Source organism: Modicisalibacter radicis (assembly GCF_900961225.1).
Taxonomy (GTDB): domain Bacteria; phylum Pseudomonadota; class Gammaproteobacteria; order Pseudomonadales; family Halomonadaceae; genus Modicisalibacter.
The window spans coordinates 335,635-352,835 of sequence record NZ_CAAHFN010000054.1; the positions used below are offsets into that span (position 1 = coordinate 335,635).

16 protein-coding genes are annotated in these 17,201 nt (G+C 67.3%); 3 read left to right on the plus strand and 13 right to left on the minus strand.

The genetic code is table 11. The features are described 5' to 3' along the window. Nucleotides 1-95: 95 nt before the first annotated feature. Nucleotides 96-1,646, minus strand: a complete 1,551-nt coding sequence (locus HR9077_RS07190; RefSeq protein ID WP_136066332.1) for a DHA2 family efflux MFS transporter permease subunit — start codon at nucleotides 1,644-1,646, stop codon at nucleotides 96-98. After that, complete coding sequence (locus HR9077_RS07195; protein ID WP_136066333.1) at nucleotides 1,643-2,761, minus strand: HlyD family secretion protein; 1,119 nt, start codon at nucleotides 2,759-2,761, stop codon at nucleotides 1,643-1,645. The genes HR9077_RS07190 and HR9077_RS07195 overlap by 4 nt, the downstream gene beginning before the upstream one ends. A 196-nt stretch (nucleotides 2,762-2,957) precedes the next feature. Between HR9077_RS07195 and HR9077_RS07200 the strand changes: the two genes are divergently transcribed. After that, nucleotides 2,958-3,605 (plus strand): TetR/AcrR family transcriptional regulator, encoded by a 648-nt coding sequence (locus HR9077_RS07200; protein ID WP_136066334.1) that lies wholly within the window; start codon nucleotides 2,958-2,960, stop codon nucleotides 3,603-3,605. A gap of 7 nt (nucleotides 3,606-3,612) precedes the next feature. Here the strand turns inward: HR9077_RS07200 and HR9077_RS07205 are convergent, their stop codons facing one another. From HR9077_RS07205 to HR9077_RS07225, 5 genes are all read right to left on the minus strand, one after another. After that, nucleotides 3,613-4,194, minus strand: a complete 582-nt coding sequence (locus HR9077_RS07205) for a hypothetical protein (RefSeq protein WP_136066335.1) — start codon at nucleotides 4,192-4,194, stop codon at nucleotides 3,613-3,615. A 12-nt stretch (nucleotides 4,195-4,206) separates the two neighbouring features. Further along, a complete protein-coding gene (locus tag HR9077_RS07210) occupies nucleotides 4,207-5,562 on the minus strand; it encodes a TRAP transporter large permease (RefSeq protein WP_136066336.1) in 1,356 nt (451 codons plus the stop codon). Then, nucleotides 5,555-6,190 carry a TRAP transporter small permease subunit gene (locus HR9077_RS07215; RefSeq protein ID WP_136066337.1) on the minus strand — a complete coding sequence of 212 codons (636 nt, stop codon included), beginning with the start codon at nucleotides 6,188-6,190 and terminating at the stop codon, nucleotides 5,555-5,557. Before HR9077_RS07215 ends, HR9077_RS07210 begins: the two co-directional genes overlap by 8 nt. Further along, the gene (locus tag HR9077_RS07220; protein WP_136066338.1) at nucleotides 6,190-7,284 is read right to left on the minus strand and encodes a TRAP transporter substrate-binding protein; all 1,095 of its coding nucleotides are present in this window, start codon (nucleotides 7,282-7,284) and stop codon (nucleotides 6,190-6,192) included. The genes HR9077_RS07215 and HR9077_RS07220 overlap by 1 nt, the downstream gene beginning before the upstream one ends. 283 nt (nucleotides 7,285-7,567) lie before the next feature. Then, nucleotides 7,568-8,971, minus strand: coding sequence for a sigma-54 interaction domain-containing protein (locus HR9077_RS07225; protein ID WP_136066339.1), 1,404 nt, complete (start codon nucleotides 8,969-8,971; stop codon nucleotides 7,568-7,570). Between the two features lie 159 nt (nucleotides 8,972-9,130). Here HR9077_RS07225 and HR9077_RS07230 point away from each other — a divergent pair, with 159 nt between their 5' ends. Then, on the plus strand, nucleotides 9,131-10,108 hold the full coding sequence (locus HR9077_RS07230; protein WP_136066340.1) for an XdhC family protein: 978 nt from the start codon (nucleotides 9,131-9,133) through the stop codon (nucleotides 10,106-10,108). Beyond that, nucleotides 10,083-10,679 (plus strand): nucleotidyltransferase family protein, encoded by a 597-nt coding sequence (locus tag HR9077_RS07235; RefSeq protein ID WP_210725877.1) that lies wholly within the window; start codon nucleotides 10,083-10,085, stop codon nucleotides 10,677-10,679. Before HR9077_RS07230 ends, HR9077_RS07235 begins: the two co-directional genes overlap by 26 nt. Nucleotides 10,680-10,700: 21 nt before the next feature. Here the strand turns inward: HR9077_RS07235 and HR9077_RS07240 are convergent, their stop codons facing one another. The 6 genes from HR9077_RS07240 to HR9077_RS07265 all read right to left on the minus strand — a co-directional run bounded on the left by HR9077_RS07240 (nucleotide 10,701) and on the right by HR9077_RS07265 (nucleotide 17,191). Continuing rightward, nucleotides 10,701-11,225 carry an ankyrin repeat domain-containing protein gene (locus HR9077_RS07240; RefSeq protein WP_136066341.1) on the minus strand — a complete coding sequence of 175 codons (525 nt, stop codon included), beginning with the start codon at nucleotides 11,223-11,225 and terminating at the stop codon, nucleotides 10,701-10,703. A 165-nt stretch (nucleotides 11,226-11,390) separates the two neighbouring features. After that, nucleotides 11,391-12,419 (minus strand): L-glyceraldehyde 3-phosphate reductase, encoded by a 1,029-nt coding sequence (gene mgrA, locus HR9077_RS07245; protein ID WP_136066342.1) that lies wholly within the window; start codon nucleotides 12,417-12,419, stop codon nucleotides 11,391-11,393. 221 nt (nucleotides 12,420-12,640) lie between these two features. Further along, nucleotides 12,641-13,876 carry an endonuclease/exonuclease/phosphatase family protein gene (locus tag HR9077_RS07250; RefSeq protein WP_136066343.1) on the minus strand — a complete coding sequence of 412 codons (1,236 nt, stop codon included), beginning with the start codon at nucleotides 13,874-13,876 and terminating at the stop codon, nucleotides 12,641-12,643. A 225-nt stretch (nucleotides 13,877-14,101) separates the two neighbouring features. Further along, nucleotides 14,102-15,244 (minus strand): metal ABC transporter permease, encoded by a 1,143-nt coding sequence (locus HR9077_RS07255; protein WP_136066344.1) that lies wholly within the window; start codon nucleotides 15,242-15,244, stop codon nucleotides 14,102-14,104. Then, entirely contained in the window at nucleotides 15,222-16,394 is a 1,173-nt protein-coding gene (locus HR9077_RS07260; RefSeq protein WP_136066345.1) for a metal ABC transporter permease, read from the minus strand. Before HR9077_RS07260 ends, HR9077_RS07255 begins: the two co-directional genes overlap by 23 nt. Then, nucleotides 16,391-17,191: a metal ABC transporter ATP-binding protein gene (locus HR9077_RS07265; protein ID WP_136066346.1), complete on the minus strand. Its 801-nt coding sequence runs from the start codon at nucleotides 17,189-17,191 to the stop codon at nucleotides 16,391-16,393. Before HR9077_RS07265 ends, HR9077_RS07260 begins: the two co-directional genes overlap by 4 nt. Between the last annotated feature and the right edge of the window lie 10 nt (nucleotides 17,192-17,201).

The following is a 17,201-nucleotide window of genomic DNA, read 5'->3' on the forward strand; positions in this document are numbered from 1 at the left end:
TGAGGGCAACGACGGTGTCAGGCCGGCGCTGCGACGCGTCTTCTAACCCTAGGAAAGGAATCGGACGAGGACAAACCCGACGAGGGATGATTGGCTCAGGCGTCGATACGCTTGAGCAGGAACACCAGCGGCACGCTGGCCACGTAGATCAGCCCCAGCCACAGGAAGATGTCGTTGAAGGCCAGCACCTGGGCCTGCTGGGAGACCCGCTGGACCAGCATGGCGACGGCGGCGTGGTAGCTGTCCGCCACGTGGCCGGTGAGCATCGCCTGGTACTTGGCGATCTCCGCCACCACCACCTCGCGGCCAGTGTCGATGGCCGGGATCAGCTGGTTCCAGTGGAAATCCTCGCGAATGTCGCGCACCGTGTCGAGCAGCGCCAGGCCCACCGCGCCGCCGAGATTGCGCATCACGTTGAACAGTCCGCTGGCGTTGCCCACCTCCTGGGGCGGCAGGGTGCCCAGGGCGATCCGCGAGGCCGGGATGATGCACATGATCAGCCCCATGCCGCGCACGATCTGCGGCAGGAAGAACTGCCAGAAGCCCGACTCCACGGTGAGATTGGCGTTCATCATGGTGCCCGTGCCCACCAGCATCAGCCCGCAGAACAGCAGCACCCGGAGGTCGAGCCGGTTGGACAGCTGGCCGACGATCGGCGCGCAGAAGAACATCGTGACGCCGGTGACGAACATCACCTGGCCGATCTGCAGGCTCGAGTAACCACGTACGTAGCCGAAGAACAGCGGCATGATGTAGACCAGACCATAGAGCGCGATGCCGATGACGAAGCCCAGCCCGGCGCCCAGCGCGAAGTTGCGGTTGGCGAAGGCATGCAGGTCGACGATCGGGTGGTCGCTGCGCAACGTGCGGGTGAAGAACCACACCCCGGCCAGCACGCAGGCCGCGCTGAACAGCACGATGCGATCGCTGGCGAACCAGTCATCGCCCGGACCCTCCTCGAGGACGAATTCCAGCGAGCCGAGGAACACCGCGATCAGCACCAGGCCGATGATGTCCAGGCGCCTGGCCACGGCATGGTTGGGCTTGTCGATGTCGAGGAAGGTCCACGCCGCCCAGCACACCAGTACCCCGGGGATCACGTTGGCCAGGAACAGCCAGTGCCAGCTCAGCGCCTCGGTGATGTAGCCGCCCACAGTGGGGCCGACCGACGGCGCCATGGTCACCACCATGCCGATCACCGCCTGCACGCTGCCCATCACCCGGCGCGGGAAGATCGAGAAGCTTACCGCCTGGGTGATGGGGATCATCGCCCCGCCCATGAAGCCCTGGATGGCGCGCAGCACGATCAGCTGCTCGATCGAGGTGGCCAGCGCGCAGCCCAGGCTGGCCAGGGTGAAGCCGGCGCAGGACAGGGTGAACGCCACCCGCGTCGAGAGGATGCGCATCAGCATCCCCGACAGCGGGATCATCACGATCTCGGCGATCAGGTAGGCGGTCTGCACCCAGGAGATCTGATCCTCGCTGGCCGACAGCCCCGACTGGATCTCGTTGAGCGAGCTGGCGACGATCTGGATGTCGAGGATCGCCATGAACATGCCGAACACCGCGGCGATGAAGCCGATTCGCTGCGGCCAGGGCGGCATGTCGCTGACGCCCGCCGCCGGGCTGGCGACCGTCTCGCTCATGAGCCGGGTTGTGGCTGAGTGGCATCCTGCCCGGTCGCGTGGGCGAGCCGTGCCTCATCACGCGGCTCGAGGTCGCGGGTATCGACCTCGGGCACCACCGAAAGGCCGGCGCGCAGCCGTCCCAGCGCCTCCGCGGGGCCGGTGACGCGGATCTTGACCGGTACGCGCTGGACGATCTTGTTGAAGTTGCCGGTGGCGTTGTCCTGCGGCAGCAGGCTGAACTCGGTGCCGGTAGCCGGCGACAGGCTGTCGACCACGCCGTGATAGGTGACATCCGGGTAGGCATCGACGTGCAGATCGACCGGCTGGCCGATACGCATCCGCGTCAACTGGGTCTCCTTGTAGTTGGCGGCGACATAGGCCGACTCGATCGGCACCAGCTGCATCAGCGTCAGCGAGGGCTGCGCCAGGCTGCCGGCCTCGGCGGTGATGTTGCCGACCACGCCGTCGCGCGGGGCGACGATGCGGGTCTTGTCGAGCTGATGGCGAGCGTAGGCGAGATCGGCCGCCGCGGCGTCGCGATTGGCTCGGGCGCTCTCGACGTCGGACTCGGCCACCGCCAGCTGGCGCCTGGCCGAGACCACCGCCGCACGCCGCGCCGCCAGCGTCGCCTCGGCGACCCGCAGCGTGGCCTGGTCGTCCTCGTGCTGCTGGCGCGAAGCGTAGTTGCGCGAGGCCAGCTTTGACGAGCGGGACAGGTGCTGGCGGGCCTGTTCGACGTCGGATTCCGCGGCCCGCACCTGCGCCCGCGCCTGGTCGATGGAAGCCTTCTGCAGCTCGACCCGACGCGTCGCCTGGGTGACCGAGGCCATCGCGACCGCCTGCTGGGCCTCGGCCTGGGCGAGTCGGTCGCGGTAGCTGGCGTCGTCGAGCCGCACCAGCAGGTCGCCCTTGTGGACCCGCTGGTTGTCGTCCACCGCCACCTCGGCGACCCGCGCCGAGAGTTCGGCGCGCAGCGCGACGCTGTCGGTGCGCACGTAGGCGTTGTCGGTCTCCTCCATGAAGCGCCCGGTCTGCCACCAGCCCACGCCCCACCAGGCCAGCGCCACCAGCGCGACGACCGCCACCAGCACCGCAACGAGCGTCTTGCCGCTCAGTTTGCCGCCCGCCTTCATGTCTCTCTCCTTGAACTGTCGTCAGGCCCGGCGCTGCCGCTCTGGCGAGCTGGACAAGGCCAGGGCCTCGTAGTGTAATGAAGGCTACACTACATGACCAGCAAAGATCATTTTTGCGGTCGCACCCTCTACAATGGGGCCAATCGCGCAGCGAACGCCTGCCCCGTTCGAAGACCCAAGACGACCAAGGAGTGCCATGACCCGGCCAGTCCCGTCCGACAAGAGCGATACGGCGCTGACGCCACGCGGCGTCGCCCGTCGTGAACGGCTGCTCGATGCGGCCCGCGACGTGTTTCTCGAACAGGGCTACGCCGGCGCCAGCGTCAACGACGTGGTGACCCGCGCCGGTGGCTCGCTGGCCACGCTGTACAAGCAGTTCGGCAACAAGGAGGGGCTGTTCGTCGCCGCCATGGAGCGCCATATCGCCACCGCCTGGGCGGTGCTCGAGGAGGGCCGGCGCGAGGCCACGGCGCCCGAGCAGGTGCTCTACGAACTGGGGCGGCGGATGCTGAAGCTGATCTTCGATCCCGGCGTCATCCGTCTCAAGCGCGGGCTGGCCTTCGAGGCCGAGCGCGTGCCCGAACTCGGCGAGATGTTCCTGAAACGGGGCCCCGATCGCATCCGCCAGGAACTCGCCACCTACCTCGCCGAGCAGGTCGATCACGGGCGGCTGGCCATCGACGACCCGCGCGAGACGGCCGGCATGTTCATGGGCATGCTGCTTGGCGAGTGGCACATCGACGCCCTGCTCGGACGCAAGATCGCGCCCACCGCCGAGGAGTGCGACGAGCGGGCGCGCCACTGCGTGACGCTCTTCCTGCAGGGGGTGAGGGCGCCGGGTTAACGCGCTATCAGGGCGGCAGGGTCAGGGTCAGCACCTGACCGTTGAGCGCCCGCCCGGCGCCGCCGGCGAGAAAGCGCGCGCAATCGGCCACCGACGCGCTCGACGCGCCCCGGGGGCAGAGCAGGTTGATGCGGATGCCCGGCCCGCTGGCCTCGGCCAGCCGACGCACCAGCGCGCCCAGCGCCTCGCGCACCATGCTAGCCGCCTGGCTGTCGCCCTCCGGAGCGACCGCCACCAGGCGCCCGCCACCGCGACTGTGCATCCAGGCACGCGCCACCTGCAACAGGCTCGACGGCCCGACCACCTGTTCGCTGAGGCGCTGCGCCAGCGCCACGTTGCGTGGCAATACCGGCGGCGCGCAGACCAGCACGTCGAGCCGCTCGAGCCGGCCCAGTAGCGCATCCAGCGCGCCGTCGCCGGCGACTTTGCCGAAGCGGTCGTGGCGCTCGCCGCCCAGGCCGTCGAGCACATGCTCGAGGCTGGCGGCATCCGGCGTCAGCAGCGCGACGCTCGCGCCCTCCTCGAGAAACGCCCGGGCGAGCGCCTCGACCAGCTCGCCGCCGCCGGCGATCAATACCCGTTTACGCAAGGACCGGCCCTCTTACAGCAAGCCCGGCAGCCACAGCACCAGCGCCGGAAACACCATGCACAGAATCAACCCGGTCAGTTGCAGCAGCACGAAGGGGATGATCGAGCGGTAGATGGTGCCGATACCGATCCGGCCTTCGGTGATGCCCTTGAGGTAGAACAGCGCGTAGCCGAACGGCGGGGTCAGGAAACTGGTCTGCAGGTTGATCGCCACCAGGATGGCGAACCAGATCAGCAGCGCCTGGCCGGACAGCCCATAGCCGAAGTCGAGGACCTCGACCACCGGGGCCACCAGCGGCAGCACCACGAAACTGATCTCGATCCATTCGAGGAAGAACCCCAGCACGAAGATCAGCGCCATGATCAGCAACAGCAGGCCGTAGGGGCCGAAGCCGGTGCCGGTGATCAACTCCTCGATCATGTAATCGCCGCCCAGACGCTTGAAGACCACCGAGAAGCAGGTCGCGCCGATCACCACGAACAGGATCATCGCCGAGGTCCGCGACGTGTCGCGCAACGCCTCGCGCAGTGTCGCGAAATCCAGGCTGCGCATCACCAGCGCCAGCAGCAGGCTGCCGGCGGCACCGATCGCCGCGGCCTCGGTGGGCGTGGCGATGCCCGCCATGATCGAACCGAGCACCGCGACGATCAGCGCCACCGGCCCCAGCAGGTCACGCACCAGGGCGATCGGCAGCGGCGTGGTGTCGGCGTCGAAGGCATCGGGGTCGGCCAGCGGCGCCCACTCGGGCCTGAGCCGCGCGGTGATCAGCAGATAGCCGATGTACAGCGCGCCGAGCAGCAGCCCGGGCAGCAGCGCGGCCTTGAACAGCGCCCCTACCGAGACCTGCAGGATCGAGCCCATCAGCACCAGCATGATCGACGGCGGGATCAGGATACCCAGCGTGCCCGAGGCGGCGATCACTCCACAGGCCATCTCGGCGCGATAGCCCTGCTTGAGCATCACCGGCAGCGCCAGCAGGCCCAACATCACCACCGAGGCGCCGATGATCCCGGTACTCGCCGCCATCACCACGCCGAGCAGCGCCACCGACACCGCCAGCCCCCCGTGGGTGCGGCCGAACAGACGCTGCAGGGTCAGAAGCAGGCGCTTGGCGACCCCCGAGCGCTCGAGCATCAGTCCCATGAACACGAACAGCGGAATGGCGATCATCAGCCAGTTCTCGATCACCCCGCCGAAGATCCGCGAGCCCACCGTGCCCAGAAACGGCACCGGGATGCCGCCGATGAAGGCGAAGGCGATACCCAGCCCGCCGAGCAGGAAGGCCACCGGGTAGCCGCTGAAGATCCCCACCAGCAGGGTGACGATCATCGCCAGGGCCAGCGCGTATTCCGACAGGAACTCAGCCATGCAGCGCCTCCTTGGCATCGGCGGCGGGCGCCAGGCGGGCCGGATCGAACAGCCCGGCCAGGTTGTGCAGGACCTGGCCCAGCGCGCCGAGCGCCAGGAACACCAGGCCGATCGGCAGCATCGCCTTGATCAGGTAGCGGTCGGTTAGCCCGCCGTAGTTGGACTTCTCGCCGGAGACGTAGGACATCGACACGAAGTGCTGGGAGAGCCAGGCCACCAGCAGGCAGAACGGGATCAGCATGAACAGGTGGCCGAGAATATCGACGATCGCGCGGCCACGCGGCGAGAGCTTCTGGTAGACCAGATCGACGCGCACGTGGCTGTCGTGATGCAGCGCGTAGGTACCGCCGAGCAGGGTCAGGATGCCGAACAGGTGCCACTGCAGCTCGGTGACGCTGTTGATGGTCAGCGCGTTGCCGAACAGCAGCACGTCACCCTGCCAGGCGACGATCTCGTTGATGCCCAGCGCGTTGAGCGTCACGGTGGTGAGCACGGCCAGCATCACCAGCAACACCAGATAGCTGGAAATGCGCCCGACCCACAGCCCGAGCCCGACCAATGGCCGGGCCAGACCGTCACACACCGCACCGCCACGCTCGCGCCAGGGCGCAAGGGAGGCGTTCGGCATCAGCTGTCTCCTTCGCCGCTAGCCTGGATCGGCTTGGGCGCCGGCAACGCCTGCAGCTCGTACCACTCGTCGAACAGCGCGACATGCTTCATCAGCGATTCGTAGGCCTGCTTGAAGTCCGGGTTGTTGGCCATCTCCTCCTGACGCACCTCGACCCAGGCATCCTGCAGCGCACCGATCACTTCGTCGGGGAAGCGCTTGACCTGCACGCCCTTCTCCTCGAGCTGGTGAATGGTGCGCACCTGCTCGGGCGGCGCCACGGCCATCGACCACTGCAGGGTCGCGCGGCAGGCGGTCTCGAACTGCGCCTTGCGCTCGTCGCTGTATTCGTCCCAGGTGCTCTGATTGACCAGCAGCGAGAACCAGCTGGCGCTCTGGTGCCAACCCGGGAAGTAGTAATACTCGGCGACCTCGTCGAAGCCCATCGCCGCGTCGACCTGGGGCACCGAGAACTCGGTGGCGTCGACCCGTCCGCGCTCCAGCGCCAGGTAGATCTCGTTGCCCGGCACCAACTGGGTCGAGGCGCCGAGCTTGTTGAGCACCTTGGCGCCGAGCCCCGAGATGCGCATCGACAGGCCGTCGAAGTCGGCCGGGGTGTTGATCTCCTTGTTGTACCAGCCACCGGTTTCCTGCGGCGAGATGAAGCACGGCAGCACCTTCACGCCGTAGGGATCGTAGGCCTTCTGCAGCAGCTCGGTACCCTCGCCCGACCACATCCACGACATGAAGGCTTCCGGCGACGGACCGAACGGCAGCGCGCCGTAGAGGTTGGTGATGGGCACCGTGCCGGCCCAGTAGCCGATCCAGTCCCAGCCGGCCTGCACCGCCCCCGAGGACACCGAGTTGAAGACCTCGAAGGGCGGCACCAGGTCGCCCGGCTCGTGGACCCGCAGCGACACCTCGCCGCCGGTGGCGGTCTCGAGCTCCTGGGACAGGTGCTCGGCGCCGGCGCCGAGGAAGTTCTGGGTCGAGAAGGTGCTCGCCACGTCGAGCCGCTTGGGCCCCTCGGCCCGGGCCGGGGCGTTGAGGCTGGCGGCGATGGCCAGGCCGATCGCCGAGGCGAGCAGCGAACGAGAGAGAACAGCGCTTGGCATGATGAGTCTCCTTGACGTTTATTGTTGTCCCCGCGGGGCGGGGTTGACCTGACGCAGCAAATCAACGGCCAGCCCGGGTTCGGCCCTTCGATATCAAGGCGTTACAGGTTGACCCTAATGTCAACCGAAGAATCCGGGGGGCGGATGACGCCGGATCGGCGGGCAGGACGGCGACGATCGTCCGGAATTCCGGACGATCGTCGGCCTCGACGATGAAAAGGCGCGTCGCCAGGGCGCTTTCAAGCCCTCCGGAAAAGCGGACGGCGTCCGGATTTCCGGATGCTCAGGAGGCCACCGAAGCACCACACAGACGGTGGCGGGTAAGCTTCTCGTAGAAGGAGGACTTGGCGATGCCCAACCGCTTGGCGGCCCGGGTGCGGTTGCCGCCGCTTTCGCTCAACGCGCGTTCCAGCGCCTCGCGCTCGGCGGCTTCCAGGGTGGCGCGCAACGAGCCATCACCGCCCGCCGCCGCGGACGGGGCACCGCGCAGCGCCTCCGGAAGGTCGTCCACCTCGAGCCGCGAGCCGCCCAGGTAGAACGCCGCCTCGAGGACGTTTTCCAATTCGCGGACATTGCCCGGCCAGCCGTGCCGGCACAGGCACGCCAGCGCCGCATCGGACAGCGTCGGGCAGCGCCGGCCGCGGCGCTCGGCCAGCCGCTTGAGCAGGTGCCGAGCCAGCCCCGGCACGTCCTCGCGGCGTTCGCGCAGCGCAGGTATCGTCAGCGGCACGACATTGACCCGGTAGAACAGGTCTTCGCGGAACTCGCCGCGCGTCACCAGGCTTTCGAGCGGCCGGTGCGTGGCGGCGATGACCCGCACGTCGACCGGCACCAGGCGGGTCGCACCGACCGCCTCGACCTCGCGGTCCTGCAACACCCGCAGCAGCTTGACCTGCATCGCCAGCGGCATGTCGCCGATCTCGTCGAGAAACAGCGTGCCGCCATGGGCGAGCTGGAACTTGCCCGGCTTGCCCCCCTTGCGCGCGCCGGTGAAAGCCCCCTCCTCGTAGCCGAACAGCTCGGCCTCGAACAACTGCTCGGGAATCGCCGCGCAGTTGAGCTTGATGAACGGCCCCGTGGCGCGCTCCGACAGGCGGTGCAGGGCATGCGCGTAAAGCTCCTTGCCGGTGCCCGACTCGCCGCGGATCAGCACCGAGGCATCGCCCGGGGCGATCTTGCGCACCTTGGCGTTGAGCGCACGCATCGACTCGCTCTCGCCGACCACGTCGGTCAACTGCCAGCGTGCCCCGGCGCGGGCATCGAGTGCCTGACGGTAATAGTCGACCTCGGCTTCCAGCGCCTCGACCTGGGCGTTCATCTGCCGCCACTCCCAGGTGTCGTGATAGATCACCGTGCCGATTGCCCCGACCACCCGGCCACCCACGCGGATCGGGTAGCGATGGGCGATCATGTGATGACCGCGCACCAGCTGCAACTGGGCGAGTTCGGCCTTGCCCGAGGCCAGCACCTCGGGCATGCGCGTGTTCTCGATGATCTCGCTCACCGGGCGGCCGATCGCCGCGACCGGGTCGACCTCGAGGAAATCGGCATAGGGGGCGTTGAGATAACTGATGCGGCCCTCGGCGTCGACCACCACCACCCATTCGGTCATGGCATCGAGGCCGTGCAGCAGCAGGGCGGCATCCCACTGCTCGGGCTGGTTCCCGGCGAGCGACTGGTTGGCCATGCGAGCCTCGGCGTTATCATTGATGTCGACTCAGCGTCGTCGTTGCCGGCCGGGGCAACAAGACGACCTTGGTGTAGCACGGATTGGCGCGATATGTCCCGCGGGACATAGTATGAAGCTGGACAGCCGCCTGCGAGCGGCCAAGCTACGGACACTGCGATGCTCGATATGGATGTTCGCGTGCTGTCGCGAGCCCTCGACTGGGCAAGCGATGGCCATACTCTCTGGCTGTGTACGGTCGTCTCGACCTACGGCTCCTCGCCGCGCGCGCCGGGCTCCATGCTGGTCGCCTGCGGCGACGGCGACTACCTGGGCTCGCTGTCCGGCGGCTGCGTCGAGGAAGCCTTCATCGACGAGCTGCGGGCAGGCGCCTTCCCCGCCCCCGTCGAGGTTCGCCGCTATGGCGATAGCGCCGAGGAGAGCGCACGGCTCGCCCTGCCCTGCGGCGGCGTGCTCGAGGTGCTGATCGAGCGGCGCGAGGCGACCGCCGAGTGGCGCACCCACCTGCAGGCGCTGCAGGAGGCCCTGCTCGGCCAGCGCAGGCAGGTTCGCCACGTCACGCCGGCGAGCGGCGACTATCACCTGGCTGACGACGAGACGACGGGCAGCGGCCATCGCGTTGCGCGGCGGGCCGATAGCGTGTCGATCCGCGTGGGGCCGGCGGTGCGGCTGATCCTCGCCGGCATCTCTCCAGTGGCCGAGGCGTGCGCCCAGTTCGCTCGCACGCTGGGGTACGAGGTGATCGTCTGCGACCCCCGCCGGGAGCTGTGCCGAACGTTCGCCGTCGAGGGCGTGCCCCTCGAGCCGACGCTACCGTCGCTGTATATCGCGTCGGGGGCCTGCCACGACGCCACCGCGGTCGTCGCGCTGACCCATGACCCGCGCATCGACGACCTGGCAATGATCGAGGCGGTACGCACGCCGGCCTTCTATATCGGCGTGATGGGCTCGCGCAAGACCTCGGACGACCGGGCGACACGGCTGATGCGTTCCGGCGGGCTGACCGAGGCCGACCTGGCCCGCATCCATATGCCGATCGGCCTCGACCTGGGCAGCAAGACCCCCGCCGAGATCGCCCTGGCGGTCGTCGCCGACATAATGAGGACACATAATGGCCGCGCTCGCGATGCCCTTTGAAACCATCACCGTCCTGGTACTGGCAGCCGGGCAGTCGCGGCGCTTCGGCAGCGACAAGCGACTCGCCGAACTGCCCGGCCGCGGCACACTGCTCGCCGCCACCCTGGCCACGCTGCGCCCGCACTTTCGCGACATCCGCGTGGTGATCGGCAGCGACGACGATGCCGCCACGCTGGGCATCCCCGCGGATATCGTCACGCTGGCCAATCCCGATGCGCAGCGCGGCATGGGCACCAGCCTGGCCGTCGGCATGCACGCCTTGAGCCAAGCCAGCCGGGCCCGCGCGGTGGCGATAATGCTCGGCGACATGCCATGGATTCGCGACGCCACCTTCATGGCGGTGGCCCAGCGAGCCGGCGAGGCGTTGATCGTACGCCCGACCTTTCAGGGCGAAGGCGGCCACCCGGTGGTCTTCGGCCGTCAATTCTGGCCGGCACTGTGCCGGCTGGACGGCGACGGCGGCGCGCGTCACCTGCTGCTCGACAATCCCGCGGCCTGCATCGAGATCGCCACCGCCGACCCGGGCGTGCTCAAGGATGTCGACGAGCCAGACGCGCTCGAGCCCACCTAGGCCACGCGGCGTGCTCCGGGGTCATTCGGCCAACCGCGCCGGGGTGGCGTCGGCGCCCATCGCCGTGGCCAGGTCGAACGCGGTCATCCCCCTGCTCTCGCGGGCGTGCCGGTCGGCGCCGTTGGCCAACAGGTAATCGACGATCTCGGCATGGTTGAACATCGCCGCGTACATCAGCGCGGTCTTGCCGTCCGGCGATGAGCCGTCGACCTCGGCACCGTTTTCCAGCAGCAGCCTGACCATCGCCAGGTTGCCCTTGAAGGCGGCACCCGCCAGCGGATTCTGGCCGTTGTCGTTGCGCAGTTCGGGATCGGCGCCCTGTTCGAGCAGCACGCGGGTGGTTTCGACGTGACCATGGTAGCTGGCCAGCATCAGCAGGCTATCGCCCTTCTGGTTGCGCATGTTGGGCGGCAGGCCCTGCTCGAGCCAGTGACGGAAGTTCTCGGTCTCGCCTTCCCGCGCGGCATTGAAGATCTGCGTGGCCAGGCGGATCGTCTCCTCGTCCGGGCCGTTGTCGTCAGGCGACGTCTGGGCTTGGTCGGCCATGGGGTTATCTCCGTTAAACGCATTCAGGGCTTCAGCATACGAGCATTGCGCGGGGCGGTTGAACTATGGCGGCGATGCAAAGACCCAATCGCCCGATGACACTAGCACGCGACGCACCCGCCAGCCGGAAGGCCGACATGGCCATGCCGGCCGGGCAGACGCCCCTTAGCGCTCCGCCGAGGCCGCCCACAGGTTGACGCCGCCTTCCACGGCGTAGCGATCGATCTCGGCCAGCTCGTCGTCGCTGAAGTCGAGGCGCTCGAGCGCGCCCACGCAATCGACGACCTGCTGCGGACGACTCGCGCCGATCAGCGCCGAGGCAACCTGGGGCTTGCGCAGCACCCAGGCCAGCGCCATCTGGGCCAGATTCTGCCCGCGCCGCTCGGCGATCGCGTTCAGCGCACGCACCCGCTCCAGGTTGTCCGCCGAAAGGTGCCCCTCGCGCAGCGCACCGCCCCGGGCCAGCCGGCTGTCGTCGGGCACGCCCTGGAGATACTTGCCGGTCAGGATGCCCTGAGCCAGCGGCGAAAAGGCGATCGCGCCCATGTCCAGCTCATCGAGGGTGGCGAGCAGGCCATCGTCCTCGACCCAGCGATTGATCATCGAATAGCTCGGCTGATGGATCAGGCACGGCGTTCCCAGCTCGCGCAGGATCGCCACCGCCTCGCGGGTGCGCCGGGCGTTGTAGGAGGAGATACCCACGTAGAGCGCCTTGCCCTGACGCACCGCGCTGTCCAGTGCGCCCATGGTCTCCTCGAGCGGCGTCTCGGGATCGAAACGGTGCGAATAGAAGATGTCGACATAGTCGACGCCCAGACGCGCGAGGCTCTGATCGAGGCTGGCCGTCAGGTACTTGCGACTTCCCCAGTCGCCGTAGGGTCCCGGCCACATGGTGTAGCCCGCCTTGGTGGAGATCAGCAGTTCGTCGCGATGGCCGGCGAAATCCCTCTTGAGGATGCGTCCGAACAGTTCCTCGGCGCTGCCCGGCGGCGGGCCGTAGTTGTTGGCCAGGTCGAAGTGGGTGATGCCGTGATCGAATGCGGTGCGACATATCTCGCGGGCGTTGTCGTCGTGGGCATTCTCGCCGAAGTTGTGCCACAGTCCCAGCGACAGCGCGGGCAGCTTCAGGCCGCTGCGCCCGCAGCGGTTGTAGATCATCCGTTCGTAACGGGAGTCCACAGGGGTGTAGCTCATGTATCTGTCCTCTTGTAAGTCATTCGATATTCACTGCGGCGCGTGCAGCGCCTTCCCGGCCAAGCGCCGACGCCGATTGCCTCGATGACAGGCTTTTTCGGCCGAGCGTAGAGCCCCCTACCGCCGCTCGGCGGCGTTCGGCATACGCTGCTTGACGATGCCGGTGAAGTCGTCGCCCCGGTGCCCCTCGACCTCGACCCTGACGCGAAAACCGCCATCCGCTAACCCTTCTGCCGGGAACGCTCGCGCGGTGGGTCGCCAGTGCCTCGCCGTTTCCTGGTCCGCCTTTCCAATTTCAGATAAACGATGCAAGCCACCGCCAAAGGCAGCAAGAAATAGATGGCGCGATAACCGATCAATGCCGCGAGCAGCTCGCTCGTGGCGATCTGATGTTGCAGAAAGGCGATGAACACTGCCTCGAGGACCCCCAGGCCCGCGGGGATATGCGTAACCACACCGGCAATGCTGCTGACCAGCAGGATGCCGAGAATGCTCGGGAAAGCAACGCCGTCAGGTAATAGAAGGTAGATCAGCATGGCCATCAACGACCAGTTCACGGCGCCCAGGATGGCCTGCATCAGCGCCAACCGAAGCGACGGAAGCAGGATTTCATGGCCTCGCCACGTCCAGGCGCGGCGTCTGGAAAAGCGACAGGCAGCCAGATAGAACAGTGAAGCGGCTGCAATCAACGGAGCATGATCGGAAAGGTGTGACCAGGGTTTTCGGTAAAGCGCCTGGGGCTCCCGCGCAGTGACATTGCGCGTGTAAATCCGGTCCAGGTGCAGCAAGGGCCAGCGCGCCGGGAAGCTTCTCGCCGGGCGACCATGACGGTCGGCGAAGGCTTCCCTGAGGCCACATTCGGCCAGCACCTTGTCGGCCTGCAACCGCCAGTCGTTGAAATCCCCCGCGACCATCACCGGTTCATTGGGGGGGATCGAATCGAGCAGGTCACATAACAGCTTCAGCTGCTTCAGGCGATGTGCTTCGCGCAATCCTAGGTGAACGCAGATGGCATGGACTTCCGGCTGACCGGGGATATCCAGGATGCAGTGCAGCATCCCCCGCTCTTCGGTACCCAGGATCGACACGTCTCTGTTTTCAAAGTGCCGGATCGGAAATTTCGACAACAGGGCATTGCCGTGATCACCATCGGGGTATACGGCGTTGCGCCCGTAGGCAACGTCCGACCACAGGGTTTCGGCCAGGTATTCGTACTGAGTCATGGCCGGCCAGTCGTGATAGCGCATGGCATGCTTCTTGTGCTCGCCGATCACTTCCTGAAGGAATACCACCTCGACGGACAAGGTATTAACGGCATCGCGCAACTCCGGCAAGATATGGCGGCGATTGAAAAGGGTAAACCCCTTGTGGACGTTCAGCGTCATGATGCGCAGTGTCCGCACGGTGGTCGCACGGTCTGTACCTTGCTGCATGGATCGGGCGATATCGCTGCACATCTGCCTGCCGCCTGCTTGGAAACTATGCGCCACCGCTCACGCTAACTCATTCATTTCTCAAGCATGGCACAGGAATATCCATGCGCAAGGCAGGTACCTTCCGATGAAACCAGACGCTTTTGAGGTGGCTCCTCAAGGTGCGTCATGCAAGCGACCCGCGCCCCCCGCCTTCGACAGCCGGGCGGGTTGCCGATGCGCCTCGCCCGGTTGGCGCCCGGCTTCGCGTCAGTGCCGGGCCCCCCGCGACCCGGGCTCGAGGATCTCTTGCGCCAGGGCGCGTCCCAGCGAAGTGAGATGGAGGCGCTCGCCGTCCTGCACGATATGTCCCTGAGCGCAGCTGCGCCGGGTCACCCGATGCGCCTTGGCGGCGTCCCAGAGGAGGTGTTCCTGCAATGCCCTGACGACATTCTCGGTGGCCTGCTCGGGGCTGCCCTCGTGATTGTAGAGGTGCACGGCGAGCGTGCGGCTTTCGTTGAAGCGTCGCTGGCCGAGGCGGCGCATGCGCTGCGCGATCAAGCCGTAGTGGGGCCCGGCGAGGAAGGCGACGAACAGGAATACGCCGGTCATTACCGCCATCATGCCTCCGATCGAGACGTTCCAGGCGATGGCCAGGTAGTAACCGCTGACGCTCGACAATACCGAGATCGCCATGCCGTAGACGAACATCAGCCACAGGCGGTCGGTGAGCAGATAGGCCGCCGCGGGCGGGACGATGACGAACGCCACGAACAGCACCGCGCCCACCGCGTCGAATGCCGCCACCGCGGTGCCGCTGGTCAGCAGCAGCAGCGCGTAGAACAGTATGCCTGGCGCGAAGCCCAGCGCCTTGGCCAGCGCGGCGTCGAAGGTGGCGAGCTTGAGCTCCTTGTAGAACAGCAGCACGAAGGCGGCGTTGACGAGCGTCATCGCGCCCACCGAGAGCAGCGACTGCGGAACCCGATAGCCGCCGACGTCGACGGTATCCAGCCACACGAAGCCGATCTCGCCGAGCAATACGGTATGGGTGTCGATGTGCACGTCGCTGGCATACAGGTTGAGCAGCAGCACCCCGATCGAGAACAGCACCGGAAAGACCAGGCCGATGGCCGCATCCTTCTTGACGCGCTGGGTGTTGACCAGCAGTTCGGTCAGGAACACCGTCAGAATCCCGGTGAGGGCGGCGCCGATGATCTGCAGCGGTCCGCTCTGCTGGTGGGTGAGCAGCCAGACGATGACGATGCCGAAGACGATCGAGTGACCGATGGCATCCGAAAGCATGCTGCTGCCACGCAGCACCAGGAAGGTACCGACCAGCGTCGAGGCGATGCCCACCAGCATGCCGACCAGCATGATCATCAACGGCACGTTATCCAGCAGCGCGTTCAGCATCGCCGTTCTCTCCATCCTCGCCCAGGGCGGACAGGATCCGCTCGGCTTCGGCGATGCCCGCCCGCGTGAGCACCCACTGTGCGGCGGCGCTCGGCTCGCCGTCCCTTGCCGCGTGACGCTCGACCATCCCGCGCCGTTCGAGCAGGTGCAAGGCCTTGCGTGACCCCACACCGTGATAGCTGTCCACCATGCCTTGCTCGGAACGATAGGCGGGGTCCTCGTGGTGGACGGCGAGCCGGTAGAGCGTGGTCAGCACCTGTTGATAGCGCAGTCGGCGACGCCCACGCCACAGCCTGATGAGTTCCCAGACGAAGCCGCGACCGGGGGCGAACAGCAGCGACACCAGAACGACCACCGAGACGCTGAGAATGATCAGCGGCCCGGTCGCCAGGCCACGCGCCAGCGCGCTCAGCAGGGCGCCGCCTATCCCGCCGCCGATGCCGATCGCCGCTGCCAGGGCGACCATGGTCTCCAGCCGGTTGCACCACTGACGGGCCGCCACCGCCGGGGCGATCACCATTGCCGCCATCAGTACCACCCCGACCATCTGCAGCCCGACCACCACGGCCAACGCGATCATCACCGTCAGCAGCGCCTCGAGCCATGCTACCGGCAGCCCCAGCGAGGCGGCGTAGCCGGGATCGAAGGCGATCAGCTTGAACTCCTTCCACAGCGCGCCGACCAGCGCCAGGGCCACGGCGGTGATGCCGGCCATGACCCACAGGTCGCTGCGCAGGGTGGCCGCCGCCTGGCCGAAAAGGAACGAATCGAGGCCGCCCTGGGCGGCGTTGCCGGTGCCCTGTATATAGGTCAGCAGCACCACGCCGAGGGCAAAGAAGGTGCTCAGGGTGATGCCCAGGGCGGCGTCTGTCTTGAGCCGGCTGTTGCGGGTCAGCAACAGCATGGTGAGGGCCGCCAGGGCGCCACTGACCAGCGCGCCCGCGAGCAGGCTGCCGAAATGCCGCCCACCGCTGATGATAAAGCCCAGACAGATGCCGGGCAGCGCCGCGTGCGAGAGGGTATCGCCAAGCAGGCTCTGCTTGCGCAGCACGGCGAAACTGCCCAGCACGCCGCTGATCAGGCCCAGCAGCGCGGCACCGGCCACCACGTTCTGAAGGGTATAGTCCTGCAGCCAGTCGACGAACGTCACCGTCGCGCTCCGGCCGGCTCGCCGGCCGACTCCCGGGTCAGCAAGGCGTGCTCGTCGAGCAGCGCGATCTGCCCGCCATAGGCCTTGCGCAGGTTGTCGGCGGTATACACCTCGCCCACCGCGCCCTGGGCGATCACTCGCACGTTGAGCAGCAGCAGCCAATCGAAGTAGTTGCGCACCGTCTGCAGGTCGTGGTGGACCACGATCACCGTCTTGCCGGCATCGCGCAGGCGATGGAGGATATCGACGATCGCGCGCTCGGTGGTGGCGTCGACCCCGGCCATCGGCTCATCGAGGAAATAGACGTCGGCCTGCTGGACCAGCGCCCGGGCCAGGAACACCCGCTGCTGCTGCCCCCCCGACAACTGGCTGATCTGGCGATCGGCGAAGGTCTCCATGCCTACGCGTTCGAGCGCCTCGAACGCCTCGCGCCGTTCGCTGCGGCCGGGGCGTCGCAACCACCCCAGGCGGCCGTACAGCCCCATGGTGACGACATCCAGGGCGGTGGTGGGAAAATCCCAGTCGACGCTGGAACGCTGCGGCACATAGCCGACCCGGCTTCGCTGGGCACGGTAGGTGCGGCCGTGCAGGGTGACGTGGCCGGCCACCTTGGGCACCAGTCCCAGGATGCTCTTGATCAGGGTGCTCTTGCCGGCGCCGTTGGGGCCGACGATCGCCGCCATCACGCCCGGCGGAACGTCGAAGTCGATGTCCCACAGCACCGGCTTGCTCTGGTAGCTGACCGTCAGGTCCTCGACGTGCAGCGCCAGATCGGGTTCGTGCAGGGCGGTCGTCATGGGTCTCTCC

What these genes read in the sequence shown, in the direction of transcription:
- mgrA (WP_136066342.1), bottom strand. Translation starts at nt 12,419, where the DNA reads ATGAGCTACACCCCTGTGGACTCCCGTTACGAACGGATGATCTACAAC.
- HR9077_RS07250 (WP_136066343.1), bottom strand. Translation starts at nt 13,876, where the DNA reads ATGTGCAGCGATATCGCCCGATCCATGCAGCAAGGTACAGACCGTGCG.
- HR9077_RS07225 (WP_136066339.1), bottom strand. Translation starts at nt 8,971, where the DNA reads ATGGCCAACCAGTCGCTCGCCGGGAACCAGCCCGAGCAGTGGGATGCC.
- HR9077_RS07265 (WP_136066346.1), bottom strand. Translation starts at nt 17,191, where the DNA reads ATGACGACCGCCCTGCACGAACCCGATCTGGCGCTGCACGTCGAGGAC.
- HR9077_RS07210 (WP_136066336.1), bottom strand. Translation starts at nt 5,562, where the DNA reads ATGGCTGAGTTCCTGTCGGAATACGCGCTGGCCCTGGCGATGATCGTC.
- HR9077_RS07240 (WP_136066341.1), bottom strand. Translation starts at nt 11,225, where the DNA reads ATGGCCGACCAAGCCCAGACGTCGCCTGACGACAACGGCCCGGACGAG.
- HR9077_RS07255 (WP_136066344.1), bottom strand. Translation starts at nt 15,244, where the DNA reads ATGCTGAACGCGCTGCTGGATAACGTGCCGTTGATGATCATGCTGGTC.
- HR9077_RS07195 (WP_136066333.1), bottom strand. Translation starts at nt 2,761, where the DNA reads ATGAAGGCGGGCGGCAAACTGAGCGGCAAGACGCTCGTTGCGGTGCTG.
- HR9077_RS07220 (WP_136066338.1), bottom strand. Translation starts at nt 7,284, where the DNA reads ATGCCAAGCGCTGTTCTCTCTCGTTCGCTGCTCGCCTCGGCGATCGGC.
- HR9077_RS07235 (WP_210725877.1), top strand. Translation starts at nt 10,083, where the DNA reads ATGGCCGCGCTCGCGATGCCCTTTGAAACCATCACCGTCCTGGTACTG.
- HR9077_RS07230 (WP_136066340.1), top strand. Translation starts at nt 9,131, where the DNA reads ATGCTCGATATGGATGTTCGCGTGCTGTCGCGAGCCCTCGACTGGGCA.
- HR9077_RS07215 (WP_136066337.1), bottom strand. Translation starts at nt 6,190, where the DNA reads ATGCCGAACGCCTCCCTTGCGCCCTGGCGCGAGCGTGGCGGTGCGGTG.
- HR9077_RS07190 (WP_136066332.1), bottom strand. Translation starts at nt 1,646, where the DNA reads ATGAGCGAGACGGTCGCCAGCCCGGCGGCGGGCGTCAGCGACATGCCG.
- HR9077_RS07200 (WP_136066334.1), top strand. Translation starts at nt 2,958, where the DNA reads ATGACCCGGCCAGTCCCGTCCGACAAGAGCGATACGGCGCTGACGCCA.